Genomic DNA, 12333 nt, shown 5'->3' with positions numbered 1-12333 from the left:
ACCCTTCCTCTCCTACAGCTCCACCGGCTGTACTTCTCCTGTCGACAAATCGATAGCAAGCACCGAATCGCTCTTCTGAATATAGACAATGCCGCCGAACTGGTTCTTTCTGCCGTATTCTTCATAATCTGCAAGAACCTTGTCCCTTGCAAAGCAGACCAGCGCGACATCCATGCCCTTGCTTCTGTGCTCGTTAGCAAGTTTTACGGCCAGCGGCTGAAGAAAATCCGGGTAGAGTAGCATCGTTTTCGTATTGGCAATCGGAAGAGAAATTTTCTGGCGCTCCAGTGCATTCATCAGAGATTCCATGACAGTACAGAATCCGATCGCCGGCGCTTTCTTTCCGAAGTGCTGCAGCAGTGCATCGTAGCGGCCGCCTTTTACGATCGGCTCGCCGGTGCCGTAGGTGTAGGCCTGGAAAATAATACCGGTGTAGTAATGGAATTTGCTTAAAAGGCCGAGATCGAAGAAGACGTATTTTTCATAGCCGTAATCTTTAACGATCTCATAGATCGTAGCCAGACGATCGAGTGCCTCTCTTGCCGCCGGATTTCTTGTAAGGCCTTTTGCCTTTTCGAGAATCTCTGCATTTCCGAACAGTTGCGGAACATCACGGAGTGCTTCAAACAGATCACTTCGAAGGTTCTGTTTTGCCAGCAGCTCCTCGGCGCCAAAATGATTTTTAATGGAAATCAGTTCTTTTAATTCGTTCAGAACATCCTCGGCGAGCGCAGCTTCCTCGGCGAGCGCCTGGAAGAAACCTACGTGGCCGATGCTGATCTGGAAATCGGTAAGACCGGCATCCAGCATAACTTTTACGGTCATCGCAATGATCTCTGCGTCTGCCATTGCGGAATCATCGTTTAAGAGCTCGACGCCCATCTGGGTGGACTCTTTTAAGCGGCCTGATAGCTGCTGCTGTTGACGAAGCTGCTTCCTCTGTAGCAAAGGCGGATCGGCATCGTCTCTTCCATGAAATACATGGAGGCTGCGCGTGCAATCGACGGGGTAAAGTCCGGACGGAGCACAAGGGTGTTGCCGTCGCGGTCAAAGAATTTGTAGAGCTCGCGGGACGGTGTTGTTCCCACTTCTCTTCCGAATACATCAAAAAACTCGAACGTCGGTGTTTCAATATCCTGATATCCAAACGCATGAAATACCTGCTCAATCTGATTCTCCATGTATAATTTTTTCGTACATTCCTGATTGTAGACATCCCGGACGCCTTCCGGGGTATGAATTAATCGATCCATGTTTTGTTGTCCTCACTTTTTCGCTTTAGTCCACTACCATATTACCATATTGAATTTAAAACTATGGTTAGTATATCGGAAAACATTTTCCCTGTCAACTCAAAATTTTAATCCGCTTTCGAATCCCGTATCTCCAGATCCTTCTGGATTCCGTTCAGGTACGGGACGAGAACGCTGCTTCCCGTTCTGGGAAGGAAGAATGACGTTTCAAGCTCGGTGTAGGAAAAATGCTTCTTTCCGCCGTTCTGTCCGCGGTCCCAGAAGGTTTTCATCGTCTCATACCGCAGGTAATAATATTCGTCCCGCGCCGTAAAATACAGCAGCAGGAAGGAAATCCCCCCCTGCTGCTCGAAATCTTTCATAAACGTGACCTGGTGCTCGTGGATGTTTGCGAGCGGAAAGGAATCCGTTTTGCACTCTTTGGCATCGAAGCAGACGGGAATGCCCTGTACAGCGCCGATGTAATCAACGGTACTCTTCTTTTCAAAATAAGCCAGCGTGATGTGTCTGCTCTCCTTATCTATTTTGATCGGGGTGATCGGCGTCGGCACCTTCTGGATCAGTGCCAGATGCTTGTCACGGTACTGCTCGTTTGTGCGGTTGATCATTTCCTCCAGCGTTGATCCGCGGAGTCCCCTCGATGTCCATGCCATAATTCCTGTCCTCGTCTTTGTTCTGTTCTTATTCAATCAGAGAAATTTTGTTCAGCGGCCAGTAGCGCAGAAAGGCCTTGCCGATGATCTTGTCTTTCTCTACGTACGGATTCAGCCAGTAGCGGGAATCCTTTGATACGTTCCGGTTGTCGCCGAGCATAAAGTAGCAGCCCTCCGGCACCTCATACGGTCCGAAATCGCCGACCGGTGTTTCCGGGCAGAAATCATCGCGCAGCGGATCGGTGGAATCGTTGATATACACCTTTCCGTCGCGGATCGTAACCGTCTCTCCCGGCAGTCCGATGACGCGCTTGATAAACTTCTGCTTCTCGTCGTCCGGATAATAGAAAATAACGATGTCATACCGCTGCGGATCGCTCTTTACATAAGCAAGGCGGTTACCGAAGATCTGGTCTCCGGTCATAATCGTGTTTTCCATGGAAGGAGATGGGATTCTTGCGTTGATGACAATGACCTGCTCCACAAAAACAACGACTGCCACGACAATAGCGATCATTTTTACATATTCCCAGATTTCCCGTCCGATGCTCGTCTCCTCCGTTTTTCTTGGTTTTGTTTCTTTCTTTTCGTTGTCTTTTCGGCTCATAATCCTTCTCCCGTCAAATGTTCTCCCTGTAAAATCCGGCGCACGGATGATGGCAGGGGCGCTGTAAAGGTTTTTCCGGACAGATCCGATAAGGTGCCCGTAAGCTCTGGAAATACCGCCTTCCACGAATGGAGAAGTTGGTATTTCAGTCCGTATTTTTCCCGGAAGCGGCGGTTAAACTCCGCATCCCCGTATTTCGTATCTCCCGCAAGCGGATGACCGATGCTCGCGAGATGGCTGCGGATCTGATGGCTCTTTCCGGTCACCAGCTCAACCTCCAGCAGCGTACAGCCTCTTCCGGCACAGAGCGGCCGGTATGCGGTTTCTATGTAAACAGCATCTCCCTGCTGCTCTCTCTGAATCGAAACACGGTTTGTCCTCTCATTTTTTGTGAGATATCCGCGTATCCGCTCTGTCTCTGTCACGGTTCCTTTTACAACCGTCAGATAGTATTTTCCAACAGCCCGCTCTGCGATCAGTTCTGAAAGCTGCTGCGTCGCCGCAACGGTTTTTCCGGCAAGAATCAGACCGCTGGTGTTCCGGTCCAGACGATTGCAGAGTCCGGCGCGGAACATGGTCTCCTCCCCGGCATTTTTTTCCGAAAGATAGGCGCCGAGCGCTTCGGTAAGGCTCACATCCGTCTCTTTCGCCTTCTGTGAGAGGACACCTGCCGGCTTGTTCAGGAAAATTACTTTTTCGTCTTCATAGACGATATCCAGCTTCGGATACTTTACCTGTTTTCCAGCCGCCGGTTTTTCCGGTGTTTTCCGAAATTTTTCGATGGTCTCTTCCGCCAGATACAGCCGGATCGTATCGCCTGTTTTCAGCTTTTCACTGCCGTCCGCCTTTTTCTGGTTCAGCACAATGTTTTTCTTTCGCAGCATTTTATAGAAGAAACTCTTTGGCGCCTCCTCCATATATTTGGACAGATATTTGATGAGCTGCTGCGCGCAGTCTTTTTCTGTCACGGTCAGTTCTCTCATAGCAATGGTCTCCTACAGTGCCAGCGCCAGCATCGTGTGTTTCACCAGTTCCGTGCGGGACAGATCCGGGTACCGCTCATCCGGTTTGAAGTTTTCACTGGCGCTCTTTTCCAGCTCATCGTAGTTGCGGTTCAGGGAATCGAGGCGCTCCAGAAATGCTTTTTCCCGATCAAAAATCTTCACATGGCATTTGTAGCCGTTGGCACGGATGATCTTGTTCAGATACGTAGTGCAGTCCTCGATCTGTTTCTGGTCTTTGGCGCGCGTGGTGTAGCAGGCGATCTCCTCACCGCAGAACGCCGCTGCTTCGATCATCAGACTCGATTTTTCCTGTGTGATATACATTTCATATCCCATCAGCAGTTTTCCTTTTTTTGCCTCAATGGCATCGTACACTGCTTTGTCCACTGGCTTTTGCATAACCATCATGATAAAACCGACGGCGGCGCGGCAGCCCGGCAGACAGCCTACTACGGCGACAACCGTAAAAATGTTGCTCTTGTTTCCGTCTGCAAGCACAAGCCCGACAATAAAAACGATGGCCGGAAGGACGAACAGTCCCAGTGTCACAAGCAGTCTTTTTTTTCTTTTCCCGGCGGATATAGCCGTAATCCCCTTTTCTGATCTTCATTCTTCTGTCATTTCCCTTCTTCGATAAGATCCCCGCTCATCTTCTGCGTGTTTATTTCTTTTTGTGCACGTTGCGGAGCGTCTTTTTCGGCCGTCCGCCTGTTTTGGCTTTTCCCTGTCCGGAACGGTCATTCGCCGTCTTCTGGCCAAAGCCTTTTCCGTTGGACCCTTTTCCTCTTGACGGTTTTCCTGCCTCCCCGGCCATCTTTCTCGGCCGTACGAGACATTTCGGTCCGAATCCGATCAGATCCTCCCGGTGTGTCCGGCGCAGTGCCTCGCAGACGAGCTCATAGTTCTCCGGATTCCGGTACTGAATCAGCGCACGCTGCATCGCCTTCTCATGCGGCGATTTCGGCACGTAAACCGGATCCATCGTCCGCGGGTCAAGACCGGTATAGTACATACAGGTGGAAAGTGTGGAAGGCGTCGGATAGAAGTCCTGTGCCTGCTCCGGGATAAATCCCATATCGCGGATGTACTCGGCAAGCTCCACCGCATCCTCCAAGTCACACCCCGGATGGGACGACATAAAATACGGAAGTGCGTACTGCTGCTTCCCCGTCTTTTTGTTGCACGCATCGAAGCGGCGGATAAATTCCTGATATACTTCGTGGCGCGGTTTTCCCATATAGGAAAGCACACGGTTCGAAACGTGCTCCGGCGCAACGCGGAGCTGACCGCTGACGTGATCCTTTACCAGCTCGGAAAGGAACGTCTGGTCTTTATCGGCCAGGACATAGTCAAAACGGATGCCGGAGCGGATAAAGACTTTCTTCACGCCCGGAATGTCTTTTAATTCCCGCAGCAGCTTCACATAATCTCTGTGATCTGCCACCATATTTTTACACGGCTCCGGGAAGAGACAGTTCCGGTTCGGGCAGGCGCCTTTGGTGAGCTGCTTTTTGCATGCCGGACCGCGGAAATCCGCCGTCGGGCCGCCGACATCGTGAATATAGCCTTTAAATTCTTTTTCCTGAACCATCTGCCGCGCTTCCGCCAGAATGGATTCGTGGCTTCTCGTCTGCACAACGCGTCCCTCGTGGAACGTCAGCGCGCAGAAACTGCAGGACCCAAAGCAGCCGCGGTTGCTCGTCAGACTGTATTTGATTTCCCCAAGCGCCGGCACACCGCCGTCTTTTTCATAGCTTGGGTGATAGGCGCGCATGTATGGAAGCGCATAGACATCATCCATCTCCTGCTCTGTCAAAGGACGGGAAGGCGGATTCTGTACAATGTAGCCCTGGCCCTCATACGGCTCTGCCATCGGCTTCGCATTGATGGCATCGGTATTTTTATACTGAATCGCAAAGCTCTCCGCATACGTCCGCTTGCTCTCCCGCACCTCCTCGAATGACGGCAGCACCACCGGGTCAATCAGGTGATCCAGCGTTTTGCTCCGATAAACGGTTCCCGGAATAAAGGTGACATCATGAACGTCAATGCCAGCCGCAAGTGCATCTGCAATCGCTACGATCGAAAGTTCTCCCATTCCGTACGAAATCAGATCCGCACCGGAATCGAGAAGGACGGAGCGGCGCACCTGGTCAGACCAGTAATCGTAATGCGAAAGGCGCCGGAGCGATGCCTCGATGCCGCCGAGGATCATCGGTGTATGTTTATACGTTCTCCGGATCAGATTGCCGTACACGGTAACCGCGCGGTCCGGCCGTTTTCCCATGACACCGCCCGGCGTAAAGGCATCTGTTTTTCGGTGCTTTTTCGCCACGGTATAATGGTTGACCATGGAATCCATATTTCCGGAAGAGACAAGAAAGCCAAGACGCGGTTCACCGAAAATCGAAATGCTGTTCTCGTCCTTCCAGTCCGGCTGTGAGATGATGCCGACGGAATAGCCGTTCGCCTCGAGCACACGGCTGATGATTGCCGGGCCGAACGAGGAATGGTCCACGTAGGCATCTCCGATGACATAGACAAAGTCAAACTGTTCGATTCCCCGTTCCTTCATCTCTTCTCTTGTAATTGGTAAAAAAGGCATGCTTTACTTTCCTTTCTGTGTTTCGGCGTCCGCTATGCCAAGCGCCGCTTTTTCTTCCTGCGTCAGGAGACGGGCACTGCCCTTTGGCAGCGCCGGATCAAGTTCCAGGCTCCCCATCGACAGCCGTTTCAAATAGACGACCGTTTTTCCGACCTTCTCAAACATGCGCTTGATCTGGTGGAAGCGGCCCTCACAGATGGTAATGCGGATCCGGCTTTCAAAAATGCCAGGCTCTTTTTCTGTCGTTTCCAGAATGGTAAGCTCGGCCGGAAGTGTCGGTTTGTCGTCCCCAATGTCGAGCCCTTCGGCAAATGCCTGCCGATCTTCTTCTGTCACTTTTCCGTCAATCACGGCCTCATACACTTTCGAGACATGCGATTTCGGAGAGAGCAGCCGGTGGGAAAGGGCTCCGTCGTTCGTAATCAGCAGCAGCCCTTCGGTGTCCTTGTCGAGCCGTCCGACCGGAAAGAGGTCTTTTCTTGCCGCACCACTTAAAAGATCGAGTACGGTCCGGTCACGGCGGTCCTCCGTCGCAGAGACGACACCCGCCGGTTTGTGGAGCATCCAGTATTCCATTTTCACATAGGAAATGCTGTTTCCGTCCACAGTCACCTGCGCTTCATCCGGGTCGACTTTCAGTTCCGGGGCTTTTGCCGTAATTCCGTCTACGGCCACCCGTCCCTTCCGGACCAGGGCCTTTACTTCCTGGCGTGTTCCCACACCCATGTCCGCCAGATATTTATCGAGTCGTAATTTACTCATACCATCCGCCATCCTGCATAATATTTATTCTTTAACGTTCCGTTGTTTATTTTTCCCCAGCCAAGTGGGAAATCATCCAGGCACACAAGCACCCAGCCCTTTTTCCCCTGACACTCTTCCTCGGAAAACGAGAGTGTCTCACCCTTTAAGTAGCGCATGACACGGTCATCTCCCTTGGGAATGGTCAAACACGAAACGTATTCTTCTTTTTTCAGATACGCCGCCAGCGCCTGGGACGGCTCGAAGCGGTTTTTCTTTACGGTGCCAAGCGAAAGTCCGGTCCGCAGATAGCGCAGACCCTTTGCCGCACAGACACCTTCCGGCAGAAAATAGAGCTGGTCTTTCACAAGGGCAAACGAACCATTCTTCCAGTCCATGCGCACGCCAGCAAGAAACTCTTCCGCCTCTTTCGGCAGCTTCTTTGTCGTTTCCAAAAGGCGGGACGGCTGCCGTTTCCGGCTCTCTCCCTGCTTTTTCAGGAGCGCCACGAAATGGCCTTCTCCCTCCATCCGCTGCGGGAAAATATGAACGCACCGGGAAAGATCGCGGCCATTCACGGATACTCCCGGCGCAAACTCTTCGTAACCCGGGGTAATCTCCTGTACTTCCATATCCGGATGCGCATCCAGCAGCCCTGCGATGACCTCTTCGTTCTCCTTTACAGAAAACGTACAGGTAGAGTACAGCAGCTCTCCGCCCTCTGCAAGCATCTGATACGCCTGCTCGATCAGTTTTTTCTGGATCGGCACATAATGCTCCGGCCCATTTTCACTGTAGTAGCGCAGCATTGAGCTCTCTTTTCGGAACATGCCCTCCCCAGAGCACGGCGCGTCAAGAAGGATCTTGTCAAAAAAGGCCGGATACAAGGTTACTAATTTTTCCGGATCCTCGCTCGTCACGAGAAGACGTCCCACTCCCTGGATTTCCAGGTTGCGCAGCAACGCCTTCGCCCGCGAATTGCTGATATCGTTTGCCAGCAGCATGCCGCCCTCACCGATCCGGCTTCCCAGCTCCGTTGCCTTTCCGCCCGGTGCCGCACAGAGATCGAGCACACGGTCATCCGGCTCAATTGGAAGGCGGGATGCCGGTGTCATCGCACTCGGCTCCTGCAGATAATACAGGCCCGCATAGTAATCGGCATCCTTTGCCGGATTGCAGCTCTCTTCATCGTAATAAAATCCATTTGGGATCCACGGAACCTTCTTAAGCGGAATATCGGTCCGCCTAAGAAACTCTTCTGTCGAAATTTTTCCGTTGTTTACCCGCAGTCCTCTATGTACCGCCTCGTCAAATGTCTTGCGGTATGCCTCATATTCTTCCTCACCGAGCAGCTGTTTCATCTCCTGCTCAAAGGCTTCCGGCAGTGTGATCATATCCGTTTATCCCCTTTTGTTCTAAAGTTCGTCTGTAATTGCCTGTGCGCGGTATCCCTCTGCAATCAGATCCAGTTCTTTGTGGAACCGTTTTAACTCCTGCAGATCGTTCTGCGCATAGATGTGATAAAACTCATCCTGAATTTTTTCTACTTCGCGTTTGTTCGTCACCTTGTAAAGATTCTCGATATTATTCAGGATATCCGTGATCAGATTCCGCTGTATCTGGGAGGAATTCTGTGCATCCATAATCTCACTCCGCACAGAGGACATCTCATTATCCAGCACAATAATCGCCTTTGCAGCTGCGCTTAAGCGCTCCCGGATGTGATCCGGAATGTTTGCCTTATATTTGTACTGCAGCGAGTGCTCAATCGTCGCCCAGAAATCCATCGCCATCGTGCGGATCTGGATTTCCACCTGGATGCGCTTCGGGCCGTTCATCGTCTCCACGGTATAGTAAACAATGAGGTGATAACTCCGGTAACCGCTGTCCTTCATGTGGCGGATGTAGTCTTTCTCGCTCTTAATCTCAATATCCGACCGCTTCTGGATCAGGTCGGCAACCTTTTCGATATCTTCAACGAACTGGCAGATGATGCGGATGCCCGCGATATCCTCCACCTGCTCCTCCATCTCTTCGGGCACAATGCCCTTTCTCTGCATTTTTTCCAGAATACTGGAAACACTCTTCACACGGCCGCTCACGCTCTCGATCGGTGAGTACAGCCCTTTTCCGTGGTGCTCCTTGATCAGATGCCGGAATTTCACCTGTAATTCCTTGACAGCCAGCTCGTATGGTTCCAGAATCTCATGCCATAACAGTATATCCATGTCCCCTAATCTCCTTTTTTGCTCCTGCTTTCAGCCATTTTTCTTATCGGATGGTAAACGCTTTGGAAATTCAATCCCCACCCTGTTACTTTATGCCTGTCTTTTCTGTTTTATGACTGTTTTTCAGAAACTTTTTTGAAATAGACACGGGCAGTTTTTTATGCCTGCCGTTTCGAAAGCTGCTCCAGAACGCGGCACAGGTACTGATACGTTCTCTCCACGGAGGAAATCGAAAGCCGCTCCTCGGTCGTGTGGATTGCTTTCATGTTCGGGCCGAAAGATACACAGTCAAGACCGGAAAGCTTTTCATAGAACAGACCGCATTCCAGTCCGGCATGAATCGCTTCCACTGCCGGTTTCTGTCCATACATGCTTCATATTCCGCCACCATCAGATCGCGGAGGGCAGAATCCTCTTTATACTCCCATGCCGGGTACGCGCCCTCTACGTGGAACTCACCGCCCAGGAAACCGATCAGATACTCCAGCTTGTCGGAAAGGGCTTCCTTTGCACTTCCCACGGAGCTCCGCACACTTGCACACGCATGCAGGTGATCCGGCTCTAATTTCAGAATACCGAGGTTCAGGGATGTTTCCACCAGTCCCGGGATCTGGCCGCTCATCTTCTGTACCCCGTTCGGAAGATTCATCAGGAAAAAGACGGTTTTCTGCAGGCTGACCGGATGAAGCGCCGGTGCAGCGCCCTCGCCTGTTTTCTCTACCGTAACGGTAATACCGTCATCTGTTCCGCTGTACTCTCTGCAAAGATTTTCGGTGAAGCGTGATGCTTCCTCTTTTAAGATCTCTTTCTCTCCGCCGTCGATGGCAAGAAGCATGCGGGTTGTCCGCGGAATGGCGTTGTCTTTTAAACCGCCCTCCAGCTCGATCAGGCATAATCCATCTTTCCTGCCAGTTCGTACAGGAAACGGCCCGCCAGAATGTTGGAGTTGGCACGGTTTTTGTGGATTTCCGTACCGGAATGGCCACCGGCAAGACCGGAAATCGTCACTTCCATCTGCTCACCCATCACTTCGCTTCTGCGCACCGGCAGATCCATCATGGCTGTCATACCGCCTGCGCACGATACGGTGAGAATGCCTTCCTCTTCAGAATCCATATTTAACAGTGTTCTTCCCTTTAATTCATTCCCGTTTAATGCTGCTGCGCCGAGCAGTCCGATCTCTTCATCCGTCGTAATCAGTGCCTCGATGGCCGGAAGCTGCAGATCATCCGATTCCAGCACAGCCAGCATATAGGCAACGGCAATTCCGTCGTCTCCGCCAAGCGTCGTGTCCCTGGCATAAATCTCATCGCCGTCGATGTGAAGCTCAAGGCCGTCCTTCGTAAAATCGTGGCTGCTGCCCGGCTTCTTCTCGCAGACCATATCGCAGTGGCCCTGCAGAATCACGGTCGGAGCCAATTCACATCCCTTCGATGCCGGGCGGCGGATGATCACGTTGTTGGACGCATCCTGATACCAGGATAATTCATGGTCCCTTGCAAACTGAACCAGATAGTCGCTCACTTCTTTTGTGTTTCCGGAGCCGTGCGGAATGCGGCAGAGCTCTTCAAAATAATAAAATACACGTTCCGGTTTTAATCCTGCTAATACGCTCATTTTTTCTTCTCCCATCTTCTTTTTTTCAAAGCTTCGTCATACTCTATTTTAGAAAGCGGGAGGAGGTTCGAACGTCATGAAAAAATCACTTTTATTTCTCTCTTCCCTGCTTCTTTTTTTCTGTCTTCTTATCTTTCCCGCGCGGACTTTTTTCTATGCCTGCGAGGGTGTCAATCTCTGGTTTCATACCATTCTTCCGTCACTTCTGCCGTTTCTGATTCTGACATCTCTTCTTCTGGAAACAGGAGCCGCGCGGCGGATCTCTGCCCGTGCAGAAGTTTTTTTCAAACGGTTTTCGGTCTTTCCCCGGCTGGGTTTTATGCACTTTTTCTCGGTCTTTTCTGCGGTTTTCCCATGGGAGCGCGCATCACTGCCCAGCTCTATGAGGCAGAAGAAATTGACCGGAACGAAGCGTGCTATCTTTTAACCTTCTGCAGCAGTCCGAGTCCTGCTTTTCTGTCTTCCTATGTTATCTTAACTGCGTTTTCCGGACAGATCCATCCCGGGTTCGTCTTCGGCGTGCTCTACGGTTCCAATTTTCTAACTGGTTTTCTGTTCCGGCTTGTTTTCCGCCGCTTCCGCCTGCACCGGCACACCGCCCATCGGACACATTCCGTGGAAAAAAAAGAGATGTCAAAACAGACTTCCAAAGGAAACCTGCTGGACACCTCTATCATGAACGGATTTGAAATCATTACACAGCTTGGCGGATACATCATCCTGTTTTCCATTCTGTCCGGACTTCTGATGGATCTGCATCCGTTTGGTTCCGCCTCGCCCCTGCTCTGCGGCGTGCTGGAAATCACGACGGGAATCGCACAGCTTGCCGCGTCCTCTCTTCCTTACGCCGGAAAAGTCTCTGCTATCCTTACCTGCGCCGCCTTCGGCGGTCTCTCTGTCGCTGCCCAGACAAACTGTATGATCCATAACAGCGGTCTGCCCCTCTGGCCTTATCTTGCCGGGAAGCTCTGCTGTGCTGCTTTCGCAGGAACGCTTGGTTTATTCCTCTTCGCTTTCCTCTTCTGATGCCGGATCATATTCCGGTACGACAACTTCTTCCTCTGGCTGCTCTTCTTCCGGAGCACCCTGCGGGGAGAGCTCACTTCTGTTCTGAACAACGGTATTGTAGCAGCTTGTCAGGGATTCTACAAAGCTGTTGTATTTCTCTCCTGCATCGTTTAATGCAGTCGTCATAATATTGCTTAAGTTGGCAAGCATATCATCGGTATATCCGATGGCACCGAGACGGATGCTGTTGGCATCGTTGGTTGCAGCATCCAGGATTTCCTGTGCCTGCTGGTTTGCATTGTTGACGGTCTCATTTGCCTGTGCGTATGCTGACTGCATCACTTCACTCTGCTCTACCATCTCTCTTGCCTTTGCCTGTGCCTCTGCAATGATGGCATCTGCCTTGTTCTGTGCATCTGCCAGAATCGCATCTTTGTTGCTGATGATCTTCTGGTACCGTTTGATCTCGTCCGGTGTTTTCAGACGGAGCTCACGGAGAAGCTCTTCTAATTCTTCTTTATTTACAACGATTTTGGTGGTAGACAGCGGCTGATATTTACAGCTCTCTACATACTCCTCAATTTCTTCGATGATCTGTTCAATTCTGCTGCTCATTT

General features: G+C 51.3%; 12 protein-coding genes and 1 pseudogene. 1 reads left to right on the top strand and 12 read right to left on the bottom strand.

Translation table 11 applies throughout. The annotated features are described in order from the left end of the window. Positions 1 to 12 precede the first annotated feature (12 nt). The 11 genes and pseudogenes from hisZ to DW965_RS21030 form a co-directional block, all read right to left on the bottom strand. Positions 13 to 1181: pseudogene (gene hisZ, locus DW965_RS06830) on the bottom strand (ATP phosphoribosyltransferase regulatory subunit). Positions 1182 to 1360: 179 nt separating this feature from the next. After that, complete coding sequence (locus tag DW965_RS06825; protein ID WP_117509155.1) at positions 1361 to 1909, bottom strand: Holliday junction resolvase RecU; 549 nt, start codon at positions 1907 to 1909, stop codon at positions 1361 to 1363. Positions 1910 to 1934: 25 nt separating this feature from the next. Then, entirely contained in the window at positions 1935 to 2513 is a 579-nt protein-coding gene (gene lepB / locus DW965_RS06820) for a signal peptidase I (protein ID WP_055265187.1), read from the bottom strand. Continuing rightward, positions 2510 to 3496: an RluA family pseudouridine synthase gene (locus tag DW965_RS06815; RefSeq protein WP_055226359.1), complete on the bottom strand. Its 987-nt coding sequence runs from the start codon at positions 3494 to 3496 to the stop codon at positions 2510 to 2512. Before DW965_RS06815 ends, lepB begins: the two co-directional genes overlap by 4 nt. A 12-nt stretch (positions 3497 to 3508) precedes the next feature. Next, positions 3509 to 4066: a hypothetical protein gene (locus tag DW965_RS06810; RefSeq protein WP_119198175.1), complete on the bottom strand. Its 558-nt coding sequence runs from the start codon at positions 4064 to 4066 to the stop codon at positions 3509 to 3511. 112 nt (positions 4067 to 4178) lie between these two features. After that, the gene (locus tag DW965_RS06805) at positions 4179 to 6122 is read right to left on the bottom strand and encodes a YgiQ family radical SAM protein (RefSeq protein ID WP_055226360.1); all 1944 of its coding nucleotides are present in this window, start codon (positions 6120 to 6122) and stop codon (positions 4179 to 4181) included. A 3-nt stretch (positions 6123 to 6125) separates the two neighbouring features. Next, positions 6126 to 6884 carry a pseudouridine synthase gene (locus DW965_RS06800; RefSeq protein WP_117760317.1) on the bottom strand — a complete coding sequence of 253 codons (759 nt, stop codon included), beginning with the start codon at positions 6882 to 6884 and terminating at the stop codon, positions 6126 to 6128. Continuing rightward, positions 6881 to 8254, bottom strand: coding sequence for an RsmB/NOP family class I SAM-dependent RNA methyltransferase (locus tag DW965_RS06795; protein WP_117760580.1), 1374 nt, complete (start codon positions 8252 to 8254; stop codon positions 6881 to 6883). Before DW965_RS06795 ends, DW965_RS06800 begins: the two co-directional genes overlap by 4 nt. A gap of 24 nt (positions 8255 to 8278) precedes the next feature. Further along, positions 8279 to 9091, bottom strand: a complete 813-nt coding sequence (locus DW965_RS06790; RefSeq protein WP_055218019.1) for a GTP pyrophosphokinase — start codon at positions 9089 to 9091, stop codon at positions 8279 to 8281. 262 nt (positions 9092 to 9353) lie between these two features. After that, complete coding sequence (locus DW965_RS21035; RefSeq protein ID WP_330420976.1) at positions 9354 to 9926, bottom strand: hypothetical protein; 573 nt, start codon at positions 9924 to 9926, stop codon at positions 9354 to 9356. A gap of 50 nt (positions 9927 to 9976) precedes the next feature. Continuing rightward, entirely contained in the window at positions 9977 to 10708 is a 732-nt protein-coding gene (locus tag DW965_RS21030) for a hypothetical protein (RefSeq protein ID WP_330420975.1), read from the bottom strand. A gap of 354 nt (positions 10709 to 11062) precedes the next feature. Here DW965_RS21030 and DW965_RS06780 point away from each other — a divergent pair, with 354 nt between their 5' ends. Then, positions 11063 to 11734: a sporulation protein gene (locus DW965_RS06780; protein ID WP_119198174.1), complete on the top strand. Its 672-nt coding sequence runs from the start codon at positions 11063 to 11065 to the stop codon at positions 11732 to 11734. Here DW965_RS06780 and DW965_RS06775 read toward each other — a convergent pair. After that, positions 11708 to 12331: a hypothetical protein gene (locus DW965_RS06775; RefSeq protein ID WP_055265193.1), complete on the bottom strand. Its 624-nt coding sequence runs from the start codon at positions 12329 to 12331 to the stop codon at positions 11708 to 11710. The genes DW965_RS06780 and DW965_RS06775 overlap by 27 nt on opposite strands. Positions 12332 to 12333 lie beyond the last annotated feature (2 nt).

The organism is Blautia sp. AM47-4 (genome assembly GCF_003479865.1).
Lineage (GTDB): Bacteria > Bacillota > Clostridia > Lachnospirales > Lachnospiraceae > Fusicatenibacter > Fusicatenibacter saccharivorans.
Note: the sequence above shows the minus strand (reverse complement) of the source record. Positions and strands in the feature narration are given on the sequence as shown.